Source organism: Trueperaceae bacterium, from assembly GCA_019454765.1.
Classification (GTDB): Bacteria; Deinococcota; Deinococci; order Deinococcales; family Trueperaceae; genus JAAYYF01.
In genome coordinates, this window is record JACFNR010000051.1 from 1 (window position 1) to 17,978 (window position 17,978).

Below are 17,978 nucleotides of genomic sequence, written 5' to 3' on the forward strand. Positions count from 1 at the left end.
CCCTGGCGTCCCTCTGCACGCCCACCCCCCCGCCGGCCCCCGGTCGGGGGCCGCGGCCTCGGCCGCGGGGGGGGGCGGGGTGCGAGCCCCCCCCGCCCCGACCGGGCCCGAGCCGTCCGTTGCGACGGGCGGTGGCGTCCGGCGACCAACACGTCGCGACCCGACGGCCACGCACGCCCGCGACGCCACGGTTCGATCGAGGAACGTATCTTGCTTACCTTCATTACCAGACGGCTGTTGATGCTCCCCGTCGTGTTCGTCGGGGTGACATTGGCCATCGTGCTGCTCATGCAGCTGCTATCGCCCTACCAGCGAGCCGCCGCCTACGTGCAGTCCGAGCAGCAGATCCGCAACATCGACGCGATCATCAAGGAGTTCGGGCTCGAGGACCCGTGGTACCAGCAGTACAGCCGCTGGGTCGGCCAGGTGTTCAAGGGCAACCTCGGCTACTCGCGCACGTCGCGTGAGCCCGTGCTCACCACGCTCAAGAAGCGCTTCCCCGTCACGCTCGAGCTGGCGCTCCTCGCCATCGCGCCGGTGCTGGGCGTTGGCATCTCGATGGGGACGGCGGCCGCCCTGAACCGCGACAAGGCCGTCGACCAGATCACGCGCGTGGTCTCGATCGTGGGCTGGTCCCTGCCCACCTTCGTGCTTGGCATCTGGCTGTTGGTAATATTCTACGGCTGGTTGGGGTGGTTCCAACCCGGCAGGGTGTCGACCGCCACGGCCGTCTCGCTGGCGGGCACGAGCTCTGGCTTCGCCAGCTACACCGGCATGCTCCTCATCGACTCGATCCTCAACTGGCGCTGGAACGTCTTCTGGGACGCCTTGCGTCACATGGTGCTGCCCGTGGTGACGCTGGCGGTCGTGCTGAGCGCCCAGATCATGCGGGTGATGCGTTCGTCGCTCCTCGACGCCCTCGGCCGCGACTACGTCAGGACCGCGCGGGCCAAGGGTCTGCCGGAGCGCGTCGTGACGCACAAGCACGCGCGCCGCAACGCCCTCATCCCCGTCATCACCCTCTCCGGCTTCGTTCTCATCGGGTTGATCAACGGCGTCGTCATCACGGAGACGATCTTCAACTACCCGGGACTCGGCCAGTGGGCGGCCTCGGCGGCGGTCAACCTCGATTACGCCTCGGTGCTCGGCTTCGCCATCTTCACGGCGATGATGGTCGTCTTGGCCAACCTGCTCGTCGACGTCCTCTACGGGGTGGTCGACCCGCGCATCAGGTACGAGTGACGTGACGGAGGCCCCAGCCACCCCCGCGGCCCTCGAGGCCCCCGACCACCAGCTCGACACCCCGGCCCGGAAGGGCAAGGCGTGGAAGCGCTTCAGGCGCAACCCGCTGGCCATAGTGGGTCTGGTGATGCTCGTCGCCTTCGTCCTGCTCGGAGCGTTCGCTCCCGTGATCACCGAGTTGCCAAGGAGCTGCCTGCGCGACCTCGGCCTCACGGCGGCCACGCAGCACGACTACCGCAACCCCGTCAAGCCGGCCTTCTGGCGCGCCATCTTGGTCCCGCCGAAGTCGTGCTTCACCATCGCCAGGGTGGGGTTCAGCAGCCAGCCCGGCAGCGCCGCCAGCACCGGCACGGTGCTCGGTACCACCAGCGGCGGCTACGACATCTTCTACGGACTCGCCTGGGGCACGCGCACCGCCTTCAAGGTGGGCCTCATCGTCGTCGGCCTGGCCTTCCTGGTGGGGGTGTTCGTCGGCTCCCTGTCCGGTTACGTGGGCGGGGTGCTCGACAACGCGGTCATGCGCTTCACGGACATCGTGATCTCGCTCCCGAGCCTCGTGGTGGCCCTCGTCGTGGTGATGGTCCTCGGCAAGTCGATCGAGAACATCATGCTGGCCATCGCCGTCACGGCGTGGCCGTCGTACGCGCGACTCATGCGCGGCGAGGTACTCCGCATCAAGGAGGAGGAGTACGTGGCCGGTGCCCGCGCCATCGGCCGGCGCCCCCTCGGCATCATCGCCCGCCACGTGCTTCCCAACGCGATCGGGCCCATCGTCATCGTCGCCAGCCTCGACATCGGCTCGGTGGTTCTCACCGCCGCCGCCCTGTCGTTCCTTGGGCTCGGCGCCGAGATCGGCTACGCCGACTGGGGACAGATGATCTCGTTCGCGCGCGACTGGATCCTTGGGCTGCCGGGCCAACCGTTCCACTTCTGGTACGTGTCGTTCTGGCCGGGTCTCATCATCCTGCTCTTCGTGCTCGCCTGGAACCTGCTCGGCGACGCCTTCCGTGACGTGCTCGACCCTCGCACCGAGTGACGTGGCGCCGCCCCAAGGGCGCCGGCGCTGGCTCACTCTGAGGCGGCGGACGCTGCCGCCGCCGCCGCCTCGCGGCCGTTGAGGTCGAGGAGGAAGGCCGTCAACTGCCAGTACTCGCGCGGCGACTGTCTCCCCGGCTCGTAGCGCGGCATCGTGTGGGAGAGGTACGCCCACAACGCGTCGGGCGAGGCGGTCGCCGCCAGCGGCGCCGGCGCCCCCGCCGTCGGCACGAGCGGCGGCGGAACGCCGATGGAGAACATGTCGTTGTCGACGAGCGGCTCGGCGAGGGACTGCACGGCGCGGTTGTTCGGCTTGTGGCAGCGCGTGCAGTGACGGTCCCCTGGAGGGAACGCCAGCCTCGCCTCGTCGATGCCGCGCCCGCTCGCGCCGTGACAGACGGCGCAGTTGAGCGCGTAGAGCCGCGCTCCGCCCGCGACGGCTTCGGCGGTGGGGGCGACGGGCGCGCTGGGCGAGTCGACTTGCGCCGCCGCCACGAGCGTCGCGGCCGCGACGACCACTAGGAGCGCCGTCAGGCCGCGAGGGGCGGTCAGGCCCGACCGCCGCGCCGCCGCGCGCGCCAAACCGACTCAGCTCTCGTTCGCGGCGTTCCCGGCGTCCCCGGCGGCACGGTCGGTGGCGGGGTCGGTGGTGGGGTCGGCGGTCTGCTCGCTGGCGTTCTCAGTGGCCACCGAACCCGCGTCACCGGCGGCGCTCGGGTCGGTCGCCGCGCCTTCCGCCGAGGAGGCGCCGGGCGCCCCAACCGTCGGCGCCGCGCCGCTGGTCGCGGCGGCAGCCGCGGGCGCGGGGGTAGTCGCGGTCGTGGTGGCCGCGGTGCTGGCTGCGCCGGCGCCGGAGGCCGGCTCGCTGCCGTGGCGGCCCTGCAGCGCCTTGACGAGGAAGTACACCAGACCGGCGACGATGGCGACCGGCACCACGAAACGGAGCAACAGCCATAGCAACCCGGCGATCGCCTTGAGGAGGAGCCCTCCGAGCGAGAGCAACCAACCGACCACCCACAACAAGCCGGTTCCGATCAGGAGAGCGACGAGGCCGAAGACGACCAGCTCCACGACTTCTTGTAGGGAGCGCTTCATGGCGGCAGTATAGCAGCCGCTTCCGGGCGGGGCCGGTACGGTTAGACTGCCCCCCGTGACCCGGGAAGGCGTCAAGCACGCTAAACGGAGCGGCTCCCGCCGGGAGGTCGTGACGGTCGAGCGGACCGTCCACGGCGGGGTCGCCCTCGCCCGCACCGGGTCGGGGGAGGTGGCGCTGGTCGCCGGCGCCCTGCCCGGCGAGACCGTCGAGGCCGAGCTGCGCCGCGAGAGGGGTGTGTGGCAGGGGCGCTCGCTCGGCGTCGTCGTCGCCAGCCCCGACCGGGTGCCGGCGCACGCCCACCCCGGCCTCGACTTCTCGTTCATGACGTACGAGCGCCAGCTGATCGAGAAGCGCGCCGTCGTGGTCGATGCGCTTGCCCGCGCGCGCGCACCCTTGCCGGCCGCGACCGACGTGGATCAGGTCGTGCCGGCGCCGGCGGACTGGGGCTACAGGAACACCGTCCAGCCAGCCGCCGCCCGCGGTGGCCTCGGCTACCGACGCCCGGCGAGCCACGAGGTCGTCGTCCTGGACGAAGATCCCACCGCCACCGCGGCCGTCAACGCCGCCTGGAGCGCGGTCACCGAGCTAGGGGGGCACCGTGGAGCCGGGGTGCGGGAAGTAGCGATCCGCGCGAACGACGCGGGCGAGGCACTCGTCGCCTTGGTCTCAGACGCGCCGGAAAGGGCGCTGCTCGATCTCGCTCACGCCCTTGTCCGGGGTGGCGTCACCGGCGTGAGCTACGCGCCGCACGACGCACGCGGCAGGTTCCGGTCGGGCGCCACGCGCCTCGCGGGCGAGCGCTTCGTCCGCCAACGGTACGGACGTGTGACCCTCACGGTGAACGCCACCTCGTTCGCGCAGCCGAACGCCCGCGCGGCCGGCGCCCTCTACGAGGAGCTGGCGCGCTGGGCAGGCGACGGTGGGACCGCTGTGGAGCTCTACGCCGGCGGGGGCGCCATCGCCTTCCACCTCGCGGAGCGCTTCGGCCGGGTGCTCGCGGTCGAGATCGACAGGGCCGCCGTCGCGCGCGGCCTCCGCGACTTGGAGCGCCTCGGCATCGGCAACGTGGAGTTCGTCAGGCAGGACGCTCGCGCCGTCGCCGTCCCGGCAGGCGCGGAGCTCGTCGTCGTCGACCCGCCGAGGGCGGGTCTGTCCGCGGACGCGCGCGCCGCGATCGCGGCCGGCCCGGCGGCGCGCCTGATCTACGTGAGTTGCGACCCCGCGACCTGGGCGCGCGACGTCGCCGACCTGGCCCGCCGGGGCCTCGTCCTCGAGCGCGCGGTGCCCTACGACTTCTACCCGCAGACGCACCACGTGGAGCTCCTATCCCTCCTGACACGCGCCTGAACTCCGGCGGGGCTACACTCGACGGCATGCTCGCCAAACGGATCATCCCCTGCCTCGACGTACACGCCGGACGAGTCACCCGCGGTCAGCAGTTCGGGCGCGCGGAGCTCGGTGAGCTGGCCGACGTGGGCGACCCCGTCGCCCTGGCATTGCACTACAACGCCGAGGGCGCCGATGAGCTCGTGCTGTACGACATCACGGCCACAAGCGAGGGCAGGGGGAACATCCTCGACGTCGCCGCCAGGGTCGCCGAACGCTGCTTCATGCCCCTCACCATCGGCGGCGGCGTGCGGGAACTGGCCGACGTGCGCGCCCTGACGCTGGCCGGCGCCGACAAGGTCTCCGTCAACTCCGCTGCCGTCGCGGACCCGGAGCTCGTGCGCCGCGCCGCCGACGCCTTCGGGTCGCAGGCGATCGTCCTGTCCATCGACGTCAAGCGTGGGGCCGGCGGAGGCTGGGAGGTGTACGTCGCCGGTGGGCGGCGCGCGACCGGGCTGGAGATGACCGCCTGGGCGGAGCGCGGCCAGGCGCTCGGCGCCGGCGAGATCGTGCTGAACAGCATCGACGGTGACGGCATGGGCTCCGGCTACGACCTCGCGGCGCTCAGGGCGCTCAGGGCCGCGGTCGACGTTCCGATCGTCGCCTCGGGCGGGGCGGGTAGCGCCGAGGACATGCGCGACGCCCTGCTGACGGGGGTGGACGCGGCCCTGGCGGCGGGCATATTCCACCGTGGCGAGGTGAGTATAGGCGCCGTCAAGCGCGTCTGCCGCGAGGCGGGGCTACCGGTGCGCGAGGTGGCGGCGTGACCGAGCTGACCTTCGGCGCCGACGGGCTGGTGCCCGTCGTGACCCAGTCCGTCACCGACCAGGCGGTCCTGATGCTGGCCTACGCGGACCGGGCGGCCCTCGAGCTCACCCTGCTGACGGGCGAGGCGCACTACTTCAGCCGCTCGCGGCGCGAGTTGTGGCGCAAGGGCGCCACCAGCGGGAACACGCAACGCGTGGTCGAGGTGCGGTACGACTGCGACGGCGACGCCCTGCTCTACCTGGTCGACGAGAGCGGGCCGGCGTGCCACACCGGGGCGCGCAGCTGCTTCTTCGGGACCCTGCCCGGGCCCGGCCTGGCGCCCGCGGCGGGCGCGGCCGGCGCCGAGCTGGGCGCGGCCCTGGCCGAGCTGCAGGGCGTCGTCGCGGACCGCTTGACGCGCCTGCCGGAGGGCTCCTACGTCCGCCGGCTGCACGAACGGGGAGTGGGGTACGTGGCGCAGAAGGTGGTCGAGGAGGCGGGCGAGGTCGTCGTCGCCGCGCTCCAGGAGCGGGACGACGAGCTCGTCGGGGAGGCCGCGGACCTGCTGTTCCACCTGAGCGTGCTGTTCGCCGAGCGCGGCGTCGGGCTCGAGCGGGTCGCCGCCAAGTTGACGGAGCGGCGGCGCGGCTAGGACCGGCCGAGCCGCGCGACGGCGCCGTAGCGCCGGCCGGAGCTAAGCGGTCGGTCGGTGGCGTAGGCTACCGCGAGGGGCGGCGCCGGCGCCGCCCGCGGTGCGCGATGCCCAGACCCAGACGCCTGCTCCGACTCCCACTCCTCGCCGCCATCGCCGTGCTCGTGGCCGCCGCCTGCGCGCCGGCGGCGGGGGGCGACGAGTTGGCGCGAGCCGGGGCCGCGAGGTCCACGAGCGCCGGGTCGCCGCTGGACGGCATCGGGTACTTCGGCGTCGAGGCGGCCACCCCCACGAGGCCGCGGCCGGCAGACGCGCCCGACCTGGTGATCATCGCCTTCTCGGGGCACTGCGGGCTGGTGTGCGACACGCGCAGCACCTGGTCCTACCTCGACCGCTCCACCGACAGCACGGGCGGCGTGGCGGTCCTCGACGGCATCAAGCGGGCGTACGAGCGGCTCGGTTTCGGCCGCATCGAGGTCTTCGGCGTATCGTCTTTCGTGACCAGCCATTACAGCTCCATCAGCGGGAAGATCGAGGCGGGCTACCTCCAGGCGCAGGCGTACCTCGACGAGGTGCGGGCGAACTGGATCGACGGCGTGGCCGACCCGACGCGCGTGGTGCTGGTGGGCCACTCGCACGGTACCGTCTGGGCGTCGCTCTTGGCCATGAACAACCTCGACGTGACCTTCGACTCCTTCGTCGCGCTCGACGCCATCTGCTGGATGTGGTGGAACAAGCACAAGGGTTACGTCAAGGAGACGTTCGTCGACGGTCCGTGGACCATCCCGTTCCCTCTCGACCAGGGCGACCCGTGCGGCACCCTGGCCGTGCCGGGGCAGGCCGGGCGCATGAACATCAACGATGTCGTGCCGGCCAACGTCATCTACGGCCTCGAGGTGCGCACCAGCTTCCGCCTGCTGTCGCTCGATCCGAACGTGCTCGCCGACGACGACGTGAACGTTCGTATCAACGGTACCCGTTCGAACATCTGGGGGATCACGGCCACCGAGTCGCACTCCGACCTCGGCCGGCACTACAACCGGTCGATCAGCTGGGTCGCCGCCATGCTCGAGGCGCTCGGAGCGCCGGACCACGGCGCGTACCCCATGGCGTCGTTCGTGTTGCCCGCGCCACCGGCGGGCTTCGAGTACCGCGGCGGCGAGCTCACCCCGACCTCCCCCTGAACCGCGGGGCCGCCGTTACACCGGCACGTGCGTACAACGCCGCACGCCGGCGCCGGGCGGCGCCATAGTGTGGCATGGCGAAGTCCAGCAGCGGCACCCCCTCCACAGGCGACCGTGCGGAAGCGGCCGCCCGACAGGACACCCTCGACCAGGCGGGGCCCGCGCGTCCCGTCAGGGCCGGCGGCCTGGAGGCCGCCCTCGTGCTCGACATGGTGAGGGTGACGGAGCAGGCGGCCATAGCCGCCAGCCGCGTGGCGGGCAAGGGAGACCCGGACCTGGTCGACCAGGCGGGCGTCGACGCCATGAGGTTGGTGCTGAACGAACTGCCCATCGCCGGCGAGATCGTGATAGGCGAGGGGGAGCGGGACGAGGCGCCGATGCTCTACATCGGCGAGCGCGTCGGCCAGGCCGGCGACGACGACTGGCAGGTCGACATCGCCGTCGACCCCGTCGAGGGCACGAACATCACGGCCCGCATGGTGAACGGCTCGGTGGCCGTCATCGCCATGTCGGAGCGCGGCGGCCTCTTCCAGGCGCCCGACACCTACATGGAGAAGCTGATCGTCGGGCCGCCCGCCAAGGGGCGCGTCGACCTCACCTGGCCGGTGGCCGCCAACCTGCGCGGCGTGGCCCTGTCGCTCGACCGCGCCGTCGACGACCTGACGGTCGTGATACTCGACCGACCGCGGCACGAGCAGCTCATCCGGGAGGTGCGCGACGCGGGCGCGCGCGTGAAGCTGATCGGCGACGGCGACGTCATCGCCGCGCTGGCCGCCGCCGTGCGCGGCACGAACGTGCACGCCGTCATGGGGATCGGCGGCGCGCCGGAGGGGGTGCTGGCGGCGGCGGCCCTCAAGTGCCTGGGGGGCGAGATCCACGGCCGCTTCAAGCCGCGCAACGACGACGAACGGCGCCGCCTCGAGGCTGCCGGCGCCAGCGAGGACCGCGTCTACCGCACCGAGGAGCTGGCTCCTGGCCAGAACATCGTCTTCAGCGCCACCGGCATCACCGACGGCGACCTCCTGCGGGGCGTGAAGTTCTTCAAGAACGGGGCCCGCACGCACAGCATCACCATGGGCTACCGCTCGCGCGCGATCCGCTTCACGGACTCTGTCCACCTGCTCGGCGACGGGGCGCGCGTGACCATCCAGGTGTGAGGGTCGGCGGCGCCGGGCATGCCAGTGGTGCCGGACGGGCCGGCGGGGGCGGGGTGGCCGCTACTCTTCGACGTCGCGCCTGGTCGTGTCGGTGAGGACCGCGGCGCCCTCCGGCGAGGCGGCCCATTCCCTGAAGGCGGCGAGGGCGCGGCCGCGGTGGCTTACCCGCCGCTTCTGCGCGATGCCCGCCTCGGCGAAGCTCAGGCCGAGTTCGTTGCTGCCGAAGATGGGGTCGTAGCCGAAACCACCGGCGCCCCGCGGTCCCTGCAGGATGCGCCCCTCGCTTACGCCGCGGAACGCCTCCACCGCGCCCGCCGGCGTGGCGAGCACGATGACGCACACGAACCTGGCCGTCCTGGCCGGGTCGGGCACGTGCCTGAGGCGCTGCAGCAGGTGCGCCATGCGCTCGCCGTCGGTCAGGCCGGGCCCGCCGAAGCGGGCCGTGTACACGCCGGGGGCGCCGCCCAAGGCGTCGACCTCGAGCCCCGAGTCGTCGGCCAGGGCAGGGAGACCGCTGGCGGCCGCCACGTGGCCGGCCTTGATGAGGGCGTTCTCCTCGTAGCTGGCACCCGTCTCGTCCGGGAAGGCGCCGACCCCCGCCTCCGCGGCCGTCACGAGCTCGAAGGCCGTGCCCAGCGCCTCCTGGAACTCGCGGACCTTGCCGGCGTTGAGGGTGGCCACCGCCAGGCGCGTCACCGCAACTGGCCCCGCACGCTCGTCAACAGCCGCTCCACCGCCGCCACCCCGGCGGCCACGAGCGCCACGTAACGTTCGGCGGCCACGGGCCCCTCCTCGCTGCCGCCCTGGACCTCGAGGACCTTGCCGTCCGCCGTGGCCACCACGTTGAGGTCGAGCTCGGCGGCGGCGTCCTCGCGGTGGTCGAGGTCGATGCGGGTCTCGCCGTCGACCACGCCGACGCTCACCGCGGCGATCTCGTGCCGCAGCGGCCACTCCGCCAGTTCGCCCGCGAACACGAGCCGGTCGGCCGCCTGGTGCAGCGCGGCGTAACTCGCGAGGATGGCCGCGCAGCGCGTGCCGCCGTCGGCCACGAGCACGTCCGCGTCGAGGGTGATGGTCTTGCCCCTGAACAGCGCGAGGTCGACCGTGCTGCGTAGCGCCCTGCCCATGAGCCGCTGGATCTCCTGGGTGCGGCCGGAGGCGTACAGCCGCTCGCGCGCCACGCGCTCCTTCGTGCTGCGCGGCAACAGGGCGTACTCCGCCGTGAGCCACCCGCCCTTGTGCGGCGCCCCGCGCATGTGGGGCGGCAGCTTGGCCTCGATCGTCACCGTCGCCAACACCACCGTCCGCCCCCAAGTAACGAGCGCGGAGCCCTCCGCGTGTGGGTTGTACCCGAGCTCCACCGTCACGGGCCGCAGCTCGGCCGCGCCCCTACCGACCCGTTCCACGGGGCTCACGACCCGACCCGCCGACCGCCGCGCTGCGGCGCCCGCGCCGTCACGGCCGCAGCTCCCGGCGGCGCGCCAGGCGCGCCACGTCGAGGTGCTCGGCGACCACGCCCGTCACCCCCAGAACGCGCGCGCTATGCGCGAACGTGGTCACGTCGCCCGTCACGAGGTAGGCGGCGCCACCGGTTCGGCCGCGGGGCGCGGCGAGTCCCATGGCGGCCAGGTCGCGGGCCACCACGGCCGCCACCTCGGCGGCGGAGTCGATCAACGGGAGCTCGTCCCCGAGCACGCTTCGCAGCACGCCCTTGAGGGCAGGGTAGTGCGTGCAGCCGAGGATGAGCGCGTCGAGCTCCGGGCGGTCGGCCAGGTAGTGGCGCGCGACGAGGCGGGCGATCTCCGTGCCTTCCCCGACCGCCAGGCCCTCCTCGACCAGGGGCACGAACAGGGGGCACGCCCGCCCCCACGTGGCGCGCCCCGCGGCCTCCAGCCGGTCCTGGTAGACCCTGGCGCCGACCGTGCCGACGGTGCCAAGCACCCCCACCCGTCCGCCGGGGGAGGCGCGCAGCGCCGCCTCGACGCCGGGTTCGACGACGCCCCAGAGGGGCACGGTGGCGGTGGAGGCCAACCCGGGCAGGGCGGCGGCGGAGGCCGTGTTGCAGGCCACCACGATCCCCTTGACGCCGCGATCCACCAGCTCCGCCACGATCTCCGCGGCGAAGCCGCGCACCATGCCGAGCGGCTTGGAACCGTAGGGCACGCGGGCGGTGTCGCCAAGGTAGATGAACGTCTCGTCGGGCAGGGCGGCGCGCAGCGCTGTCAACACCGTCAGGCCGCCGACCCCCGAGTCGAACACTCCGAGGGGGGCGAGGTCGCGGCGCGGCACGCGCAGAGCTTACCACCGCCCAGGTCGTGCCCCTGACGTGGCGGGGCCCCCGTGCGACCGGGGGCCCCGTGATGCGGACGTGGCGGAGAGGGAGAGATTCGAACTCTCGGTGCAGGTTGCCCCACACACACGCTTTCCAGGCGTGCTCCTTAAACCACTCGGACACCTCTCCGCGAGCGGGCGCCGAGCCGCGGCGCCAGTGGCGACAGGGCAACACGGAGTGTAACAGTCGACCCGTGGGCGGTCAACGAACCGAGCGGTCGTGGCGAGGCCGGTGCTGCTGGCCGAGGGGCGGGGCCGCGCCTGGTTCATGCGACACAAGCCCCCGCGTCGGTCACTGGATAGACTCGGGGCCAAGCGCAGGACCATCACGGAGGCGAGATGCTGAAAGACAGGATATTTCTGCTGAACACCCCGGAGGCCGTCGAGGCGTTCGTGGACCGCTACCCCACCAGCGTCATCTACAAGGCCGGCACGTGCCACAAGACGATGCAGGGCTTCGGCTTCGTGCAGGAGCAGCTCGAGGGTCGCGAGGACCTCATGTGCGGCGTGATCCGCGTGGTGGAGGCGCGGGCGGCGAGCAACCTCGTGGCCGAGCGCACCGGCGTCGTCCACGAGTCGCCGCAGGTGATCCTCTTCCAGGACGGCGCGCCCGTGTTCGACGTCGACAACTGGGACATCACGCCGGAGGCGCTCGCCGCGGGCTTCGCCAAGGTCCCGGTGGGCGAGCCTGTCGCGGCGCCGACCGCCACCGCCGGCTCGGACCTCGGACCCTACTTCGACGTCCTGGAGAAGTACCTGGCCGGGAGCATCGACGACGCGCAGTTCGAGCACACCTACACCTACATGTTCCGGGGCGACGCCACGCTGCGTCCCGGCGACGAGGTCGAGATCCTCAACTCCATCTTCGGCGACGTCGACCAGCACATCAACATGCACCTGATGATGGCGGGTAAGGCCGACAACTCCCAGCTGCGCCTGCGGGCGCAGACGGCCTACGACCGCCTGCGGGAGCTCGTGAGCGCGCGCGCCTGAGGTCGCTTGGCCGCGATCGCGGCCGTTGACGGGTCGCCGCCCGCGGGGATCCCGCCGGCGGCGACCTTGCGCTAACCCGGACCCGCGGGCGCCGGGAGCCGCCTAGTCGCGGCGGCGCTCGGCGTCGAGGAAGCGGTCGAAGGCGTCGGGCTCGGCCTTGCGCGGCGTCACCGTCGCCCGGGCGGGCGTAGGTGCCGGCGCGTCGGGACCGGCGTGTCCGGCTGCCCTCTGGCCCGGGTCCCGGTCGCCGCCCTCGTCCGTGTCCACCACGCGCGGCCGTCGCGCCCCGGTGCCGGAGCGGTCGGCACGGGGTGCGGCCTCGGCGGCGTCCGGCTGGGGGCGGAGCCACGGCAGGTCGGCGGCGCGTCGCGGCGTGACTCGACCGCGCTCGTGAACGCCCGGTTGGGGGGTGGCGCCCGCGACCGCTCGTCCGGTCGTGCCCGCGGTGGCGCCGACAGCCTCGCCCGATCCGCTGCCCGCTCTAGCGCCGGCACCCGCGTGGCCGGCGCCGGCGCGGTCCGCGGCGAGCGCCTGCCGGCGCCGCGTGCCCATGGTGAGGGCCGCCCACACCGTCAACGACAGGGCGAGCACGATGAAGAAGAGCAGCAGGACCAGGACGGCGAGCGCGTTCACGACAAGAGGATAGACCGTGGGTGGCCGGCTGGGCGACGCGCGTGTGCCCCGCAGGTGGGGGGCTGGGCCGTCGTCACTCGCTCCTGGCCGAGAGCAGGTCGCACAGCATGGCCGTGTCCACGTTGCCGCCGGACGCGACGACCACCGTCGGGCCGGGGAGGAGCTCGATCCCGTCGACGCTCCCCTCGCGCAGGAGGCGCCTGAGGGCGGCCAGCGAGATGGCGCCGGTCGGCTCCACCACCAGGCGACCCGCCGTGACGTAATGCCGCACGGCGGCGGCGATGGCGTCCTCGCCCACGGTGACGACCCCGGCGAGGTAACGCGAGAGCATGGCGAAGTTGAGCTTGCCGATGCTCTGGCTCCTGACCCCGTCGGCGATGGTGCGCGTGACCCTGTCGGGCCCCCAGGCCCGCAACTCGCCCGCGGCCAGCGACTCCTTGGCGTCGGCGGCGAGTTCCGGCTCCACGCCGACGACCTGGGCCCCCGGCACGAGCGACCGGATGGTGACGGCGACCCCCGAGGCCAGGCCACCGCCGCCGATGGGGACCAGCACGTTCTTCACGTCCGGCAGGTCCTGGGCGATCTCGAGCCCGACCGTCCCCTGGCCCGCGACGATCCAGGGGTGATCGAAGGGCGGCACCGGCGTGGCCCCCTCGCGCGCCGCGATCTCTCTCACGGCCGCCTCCCGCGCCTCCTGCGTGTTCTCGCAGCGCACGACGGTCGCCCCGAGCGCCTTCGTGTTGGCGACCTTGACGGCCGGTGCGCCCGCCGGGATGACGATGGTCGCCTTGACGCCGAAGCGCTTGGCGGCGGCGGCCACGCCCTGCGCGTGGTTGCCGCTCGAGTGCGCCACGACGCCCTTCGCCCTCACCTCGGCCGGCAGCGACGCCAGGAAGTTGGTGGCGCCGCGGATCTTGAACGAGCCGATGGCCTGCAGCCCCTCGGGCTTCACGAAGAGGGGGAAGGGGCAGTCGGGCAACGTCAACGGCAGGAGGGGGGTGCGGCGCACGGCGTCGCCGAGCCGCGCCTGCGCGGCCTCGACGTCCGCGAGCTGCGGCTCGCCCAACGAGACGGGTTCCACGCTCACGTCGGTCATGCCACCCTATCTACCACGGGCCGGGCGGAGCCGGTCAGGCGCCGTGGACCGACAGGAACGATCCCAGCTCCGCCGCCGTCGGTAGGGCCGGGATGGCGCCGAGCCGCAGCGTGGCGAGCGCTCCGCACGCGTTGGCGCGACGCAGCAGGGGGCGCAGCGCGGCCGGCTCGGCGAGCGCCGCCGCGTCCTGGGCCAGCCCCGCCAACAGTCCCGCCACGAAGGCGTCGCCAGCGCCCGTCGTGTCGAGCGCCTCGACCCCGAACCCCGGCACGTGGCCGTGGCGGCCGTCGGGAAGGTGGTAGCTGGCGCCCGCCGCGCCGTGCGTCACGACCAGCAGGCGCGTGGCTTCGCGCAGCAGGGACGCCGCCTCCGCCGTGCCCGTGCCGCCGGCCAGGAAGTCGAGCTCGTCGAGGCTCACCTTGACCACCTCGCACTGCGCCAGCGCGGCCAGGGCGCCCGCCCGGGCCTGCCGCGGGCCGGGCCAGGCGTCGAGCCGCAGGTTGACGTCGAGGGAGCGAAGCGCCCGCGCGGCGCCCGCCACCCGGAGCGCGTGCAGGCTCGCTTCTCGCGCCGGGCCGCCTACCAGGGAGAGCGTCCCAAGGTGCAGGACGGTCGCGGCGGCCAGGTAGTCGTCGTCGAGTTCTTCTGGCGCGAGGAACTGGTCGGCGGAGGGGTGGCGGTAGAAGAGGAACTCCCGCTCGCCGTCCGCGGCCAGGCTCACGAAGGCGAGGCCGGTGCGGTGCATCGGGTCGCGGCGCATGCGGGAGGTGTCGACGCCGGCGCCCCGCAGTGAGGCTTCGAGGTGGTCGCCGAACGCGTCTGCGCCGACCTTGCCGACGAAGCCGGCCCTGACCCCCAGGCGGGCCGCCCCCACCGCCACGTTGGCCGGCGCCCCGCCGGCGGCGCGCACGAACCTGACGGCGTCCTGCAGGGCGACGCCCTTATCCTCGGCGACGAGGTCGACGAGGGCCTCCCCCAGGCAGACGAGCGTGACGGGTGCGAGCGGGGTCATGCCACAGAAGGTAACTCAAGGTGCCGCTCGGCGCGAGTATCCCGTTTCGTCCGGGGCGAGGCGGGCCAGCGGCTGGGACCGTGATACAACTTGACACTGGATGACGGTGGCGCCCCGGCGCGACCACCGTGGACAGGGCCGCACGCCCCCGCACCACCCCGCGCCGCAGCGCTTAGCCGGAGGGAGGCGGGGTTCTAGGCGTGCCGCCCCTCGCGCCGAGAACGAGATCAGGTGATGAGGTCCCGCACCATGGATGCCAGCGCCGTACCCGGTCAGTTGAACAGTTCCAGCCTCGACTACGTCGAGGAACTCTACCTCCGCTACCTGGAGGAGCCGTCGGCCGTGGGCGAGGCGTGGCAGGCGTACTTCGCCGCCCAGCCGGCACCGGCACCCGGCGCGCGGCCGGCGCTGGGCCCCAGCTTCACGCCCCATAGCCTATTCAACCCCCCCAGCGGTCACACGACCGCTCACCTGGGCGAGGTCGAGGTCGCCGCGGCGCTGCTGCAGCAGAAGCTCGACCGGCTGGTGCGCAACTACCGCGTGCGCGGTCACCGCCTGGCCGACCTCAGCCCGCTCGGGCGCGACCAGTTCGTTGCCCCGGAGCTCGACCCGGCCCACTACGGCCTGAGCGAGGCCGACATGGACCGCCCCGTGCTGGCCGGCACCTTCGCCGGCGCCACCACCGTGCGCGACGTGATCGACGGCCTCCAGGCCACGTACTGCCGCAGCATCGGCGCGCAGTTCATGCACATCGACTCGCTCGAGGTGCGCGTCTGGCTGCAGCGCCGCATGGAGGCGACCCGCAACCGCCTCGCCCTGCCGCGCGACCAGCAGCTGCGCATACTCACCAAGCTGACGGACGCCACCATCTTCGAGGAGTTCCTGCAGAAGAAGTACGTCGGCGCCAAGAGCTTCTCGCTAGAGGGCAGCGAGACGCTCATCCCGCTCCTCGACCTCGCCATCGAGAAGGCCGGGAGCCAGGGGGTGGAGGAGATCGTCTTCGGGATGGCGCACCGGGGCAGGCTGAACGTCCTCGCCAACGTCCTCGGTAAGAACCCCCGCACCATCTTCCGCGAGTTCGACGACGCCGACCCCGAGCTCTACCTCGGCAGGGGCGACGTCAAGTACCACCTGGGCTACTCGAGCGACTGGGAGACGGCGGAGGGCAAGAAGGTGCACCTGTCGTTGGCCTTCAACCCGTCGCACCTCGAGTTCGTCAACACCGTCGTCCTGGGACGCGTGCGGGCCAAGCAGGACCGCCGCGACGACGCGCGCCGCGAGCGGGTGCTCCCCATCCTCATCCACGGCGACGCCGCGTTCATAGGCGAGGGCATCGTGCAGGAGACGCTCAACCTGAGCGGCCTCGTCGGCTACCGGGTCGGGGGCACCCTCCACGTCATCGTGAACAACCAGGTGGGGTTCACCACGGGTCCGCGCCAGGGCCGTAGCACCACGTACGCGTCCGACATCGCCAAGATGCTCCAGAGCCCCATCTTCCACGTCAACGGCGAGGACCCCGAGGCCGTCGCCCAGGTCATCGAGCTGGCCATGGACTTCAGGCACGAGTTCAAGCGCGACGTGGTGATTGACATGTACGCCTACCGGCGCTTCGGGCACAACGAGACCGACGAACCGTCGTTCACGCAACCCGTCATGTACGAGAAGATCCGCCGGCGCAGCGGGGTGCGCGAGTCGTACCTCGATCACCTACTGCGACTCGGCGAGGTCAGCCAGGCCGACGCCGAGCGCATCGCCGACGAGCGGCGCACCCACCTTGAGGCGGAGCTCTCCGTGGCGCGGAGCGGCGACTTCAAGCTGCAGTACTCCACGCTCGAGGGCGTGTGGCACGACTACCAGGGCGGGGCCGACGACGCGCTTCCCGATCCGGAGACCGGCATCGCCAAGGGCGACGCCAAGCGGTGGCTCAGGCTCCTCACGCAGGTGCCGGCCGACTTCAAGCTGAACTCGAAGATCGCGCGGCAGCTCAAGACGCGCGAGGCCATGGCCGACGGCGAGGTCCCCCTCGACTGGGCGGCGGGCGAGGCGTTGGCCCTCGCCAGCCTCGTCGCCGGTGGCGTGAGGGTCCGGTTCAGCGGCCAGGACGTGGAGCGCGGCACCTTCAGCCACCGGCACGCCGTGTTCCACGACGCCGGCGACGGCCACGAGTACGTGCCCATGAGCGCGGTGGAGGCCCACCCCGGGCTCTTCGACATCCACAACTCGCCCCTGTCGGAGACGGGCGTGCTCGGCTTCGAGTACGGCTACAGCCTCGACGCCCCCGACGGGCTGGTGCTGTGGGAGGCGCAGTTCGGCGACTTCGCGAACACCGCCCAGGTGATCATCGACCAGTTCATCGCCAGCGCCGAGGAGAAGTGGTCGCGCCTGTCGGGCCTGGTCATGCTGCTGCCGCACGGCTACGAGGGCCAGGGGCCTGAGCACTCCAGCGCGCGCCTCGAGCGTTACCTGCAACTCTGCGCCGAGGACAACATGCAGGTCGTCTACCCCACGACCCCGGCCCAGATCTTCCACCTGCTGCGGCGCCAGGTCGTGAGGCCTTACCGCAAGCCGTTGGTCGTGATGGCGCCCAAGAGCCTGCTGCGCCACCCGCGAGCGACGAGCTCGCTCGAGGAGCTGGCGCGCGGCAAGTTCAGGCGCGTCATCGGCGACCACGACGTGGACGCGAAGGGCGTGAGCAGGATCCTGCTCACCAGCGGCAAGGTCTACTACGACCTGCTGGCGGAGCGCGAGAAGCGCGGAGCGACCGACGTGGCCATCGTGCGCCTCGAGCAGTTGTACCCGCTCCACCTGGCACCGCTGGCGGAGGCGCTCGAGGCGTTCCCGGCGGACGCGCCGGTCTACTACGTGCAGGAGGAGGCCGAGAACAACGGCGCCTGGCATCACCTGCTCGTCCGCTTCGGGCGCGAGCTGCTCGGGCGGCCGTTCAGCGGCGTCCACCGCGCGGCCGCGGCGAGTCCCTCCACCGGGTCGGGCGCGGCTCACAAGCTCGAGCAGGCCGACCTGATGCGGCGCGCCTTCGAGACGCGATGACGAACCTCTGGGCGGCACTGGTCGCCGGTATGGGAGATGTGAATGGCAACCGACGTTAAGGTGCCCTCCGCGGGCGAATCGATCAGCGAGGTCTTCATCGGCGCCTGGCTCAAGCAGCCCGGCGACCGCGTCGAGGTCGACGAACCGGTGGTCGAGCTGGAGACCGACAAGGCGACGCTCGACGTGCCCGCGCCCACCGCTGGGGTCCTGCTCGAGGTCCTCAAGAAGGAGGGCGACTCGGCCGCGATAGGCGAGGTCATCGCCCGGATCGACGAGACCGCTGCCGCCGGCCAGGGAGCGCCGGTCGCCGCAGCGACCGGGGGCGCCGCGGCGACCCCGGCGCCCGCCGCGCCGGCGCCGTCCGCG

General features: G+C 72.6%; 17 protein-coding genes, 1 tRNA gene and 1 pseudogene. 10 read left to right on the forward strand and 9 right to left on the reverse strand.

Annotated features, from left to right (window positions below):
* Positions 1 to 210: 210 nt before the first annotated feature.
* Positions 211 to 1,242, forward strand: a complete 1,032-nt coding sequence (locus tag H3C53_11720; GenBank protein MBW7917334.1) for an ABC transporter permease — start codon at positions 211 to 213, stop codon at positions 1,240 to 1,242.
* A gap of 70 nt (positions 1,243 to 1,312) precedes the next feature.
* Positions 1,313 to 2,278, forward strand: a pseudogene (locus tag H3C53_11725) (ABC transporter permease).
* 32 nt (positions 2,279 to 2,310) lie between these two features.
* On the opposite strand, the gene H3C53_11730 reads toward H3C53_11725, so the two are convergent.
* Positions 2,311 to 2,859 carry a hypothetical protein gene (locus tag H3C53_11730; protein MBW7917335.1) on the reverse strand — a complete coding sequence of 183 codons (549 nt, stop codon included), beginning with the start codon at positions 2,857 to 2,859 and terminating at the stop codon, positions 2,311 to 2,313.
* A gap of 6 nt (positions 2,860 to 2,865) precedes the next feature.
* Positions 2,866 to 3,372 (reverse strand): hypothetical protein, encoded by a 507-nt coding sequence (locus tag H3C53_11735; GenBank protein MBW7917336.1) that lies wholly within the window; start codon positions 3,370 to 3,372, stop codon positions 2,866 to 2,868.
* Positions 3,373 to 3,427: 55 nt separating this feature from the next.
* Here H3C53_11735 and H3C53_11740 point away from each other — a divergent pair, with 55 nt between their 5' ends.
* The 5 genes from H3C53_11740 to glpX all read left to right on the forward strand — a co-directional run bounded on the left by H3C53_11740 (position 3,428) and on the right by glpX (position 8,499).
* Positions 3,428 to 4,720 carry a class I SAM-dependent RNA methyltransferase gene (locus H3C53_11740; protein MBW7917337.1) on the forward strand — a complete coding sequence of 431 codons (1,293 nt, stop codon included), beginning with the start codon at positions 3,428 to 3,430 and terminating at the stop codon, positions 4,718 to 4,720.
* A 26-nt stretch (positions 4,721 to 4,746) separates the two neighbouring features.
* Positions 4,747 to 5,526: an imidazole glycerol phosphate synthase subunit HisF gene (hisF, locus tag H3C53_11745; GenBank protein ID MBW7917338.1), complete on the forward strand. Its 780-nt coding sequence runs from the start codon at positions 4,747 to 4,749 to the stop codon at positions 5,524 to 5,526.
* Positions 5,523 to 6,158 (forward strand): bifunctional phosphoribosyl-AMP cyclohydrolase/phosphoribosyl-ATP diphosphatase HisIE, encoded by a 636-nt coding sequence (locus tag H3C53_11750; protein MBW7917339.1) that lies wholly within the window; start codon positions 5,523 to 5,525, stop codon positions 6,156 to 6,158. Before hisF ends, H3C53_11750 begins: the two co-directional genes overlap by 4 nt.
* A gap of 107 nt (positions 6,159 to 6,265) precedes the next feature.
* Positions 6,266 to 7,342 carry an alpha/beta fold hydrolase gene (locus H3C53_11755; protein MBW7917340.1) on the forward strand — a complete coding sequence of 359 codons (1,077 nt, stop codon included), beginning with the start codon at positions 6,266 to 6,268 and terminating at the stop codon, positions 7,340 to 7,342.
* Positions 7,343 to 7,416: 74 nt separating this feature from the next.
* Positions 7,417 to 8,499 (forward strand): class II fructose-bisphosphatase, encoded by a 1,083-nt coding sequence (gene glpX / locus H3C53_11760; GenBank protein ID MBW7917341.1) that lies wholly within the window; start codon positions 7,417 to 7,419, stop codon positions 8,497 to 8,499.
* A gap of 60 nt (positions 8,500 to 8,559) precedes the next feature.
* Here the strand turns inward: glpX and rdgB are convergent, their stop codons facing one another.
* From rdgB to H3C53_11780, 4 genes are all read right to left on the reverse strand, one after another.
* Positions 8,560 to 9,195: an RdgB/HAM1 family non-canonical purine NTP pyrophosphatase gene (gene rdgB / locus H3C53_11765; protein ID MBW7917342.1), complete on the reverse strand. Its 636-nt coding sequence runs from the start codon at positions 9,193 to 9,195 to the stop codon at positions 8,560 to 8,562.
* Positions 9,192 to 9,914, reverse strand: a complete 723-nt coding sequence (rph, locus tag H3C53_11770) for a ribonuclease PH (GenBank protein MBW7917343.1) — start codon at positions 9,912 to 9,914, stop codon at positions 9,192 to 9,194. The genes rdgB and rph overlap by 4 nt, the downstream gene beginning before the upstream one ends.
* A gap of 40 nt (positions 9,915 to 9,954) precedes the next feature.
* Positions 9,955 to 10,794 (reverse strand): glutamate racemase, encoded by an 840-nt coding sequence (murI, locus tag H3C53_11775; GenBank protein MBW7917344.1) that lies wholly within the window; start codon positions 10,792 to 10,794, stop codon positions 9,955 to 9,957.
* Positions 10,795 to 10,868: 74 nt separating this feature from the next.
* Positions 10,869 to 10,960, reverse strand: a tRNA-Ser gene (locus H3C53_11780).
* A gap of 209 nt (positions 10,961 to 11,169) precedes the next feature.
* Between H3C53_11780 and H3C53_11785 the strand changes: the two genes are divergently transcribed.
* Entirely contained in the window at positions 11,170 to 11,823 is a 654-nt protein-coding gene (locus H3C53_11785; protein ID MBW7917345.1) for a DUF2847 family protein, read from the forward strand.
* 102 nt (positions 11,824 to 11,925) lie between these two features.
* Here H3C53_11785 and H3C53_11790 read toward each other — a convergent pair whose 3' ends face one another.
* From H3C53_11790 to H3C53_11800, 3 genes are all read right to left on the reverse strand, one after another.
* A complete protein-coding gene (locus H3C53_11790) occupies positions 11,926 to 12,456 on the reverse strand; it encodes a hypothetical protein (protein MBW7917346.1) in 531 nt (176 codons plus the stop codon).
* 73 nt (positions 12,457 to 12,529) lie between these two features.
* Positions 12,530 to 13,552, reverse strand: coding sequence for a threonine/serine dehydratase (locus H3C53_11795; GenBank protein ID MBW7917347.1), 1,023 nt, complete (start codon positions 13,550 to 13,552; stop codon positions 12,530 to 12,532).
* Between the two features lie 34 nt (positions 13,553 to 13,586).
* Positions 13,587 to 14,564, reverse strand: coding sequence for a fructokinase (locus H3C53_11800; GenBank protein ID MBW7917348.1), 978 nt, complete (start codon positions 14,562 to 14,564; stop codon positions 13,587 to 13,589).
* 276 nt (positions 14,565 to 14,840) lie between these two features.
* Between H3C53_11800 and H3C53_11805 the strand changes: the two genes are divergently transcribed.
* Positions 14,841 to 17,612, forward strand: coding sequence for a 2-oxoglutarate dehydrogenase E1 component (locus H3C53_11805; GenBank protein ID MBW7917349.1), 2,772 nt, complete (start codon positions 14,841 to 14,843; stop codon positions 17,610 to 17,612).
* A 42-nt stretch (positions 17,613 to 17,654) separates the two neighbouring features.
* Positions 17,655 to 17,978, forward strand: a 324-nt coding sequence (locus H3C53_11810) for a dihydrolipoamide succinyltransferase (protein ID MBW7917350.1), incomplete at its 3' end; no start/stop codon positions are given.

Excerpts from the sequence above, each read along its gene's own strand:
- H3C53_11735 (MBW7917336.1), bottom strand. The coding sequence starts at position 3,372 with ATGAAGCGCTCCCTACAAGAAGTCGTGGAGCTGGTCGTCTTCGGCCTC.
- H3C53_11785 (MBW7917345.1), top strand. The coding sequence starts at position 11,170 with ATGCTGAAAGACAGGATATTTCTGCTGAACACCCCGGAGGCCGTCGAG.
- H3C53_11800 (MBW7917348.1), bottom strand. The coding sequence starts at position 14,564 with ATGACCCCGCTCGCACCCGTCACGCTCGTCTGCCTGGGGGAGGCCCTC.
- glpX (MBW7917341.1), top strand. The coding sequence starts at position 7,417 with ATGGCGAAGTCCAGCAGCGGCACCCCCTCCACAGGCGACCGTGCGGAA.
- H3C53_11795 (MBW7917347.1), bottom strand. The coding sequence starts at position 13,552 with ATGACCGACGTGAGCGTGGAACCCGTCTCGTTGGGCGAGCCGCAGCTC.
- hisF (MBW7917338.1), top strand. The coding sequence starts at position 4,747 with ATGCTCGCCAAACGGATCATCCCCTGCCTCGACGTACACGCCGGACGA.
- H3C53_11755 (MBW7917340.1), top strand. The coding sequence starts at position 6,266 with ATGCCCAGACCCAGACGCCTGCTCCGACTCCCACTCCTCGCCGCCATC.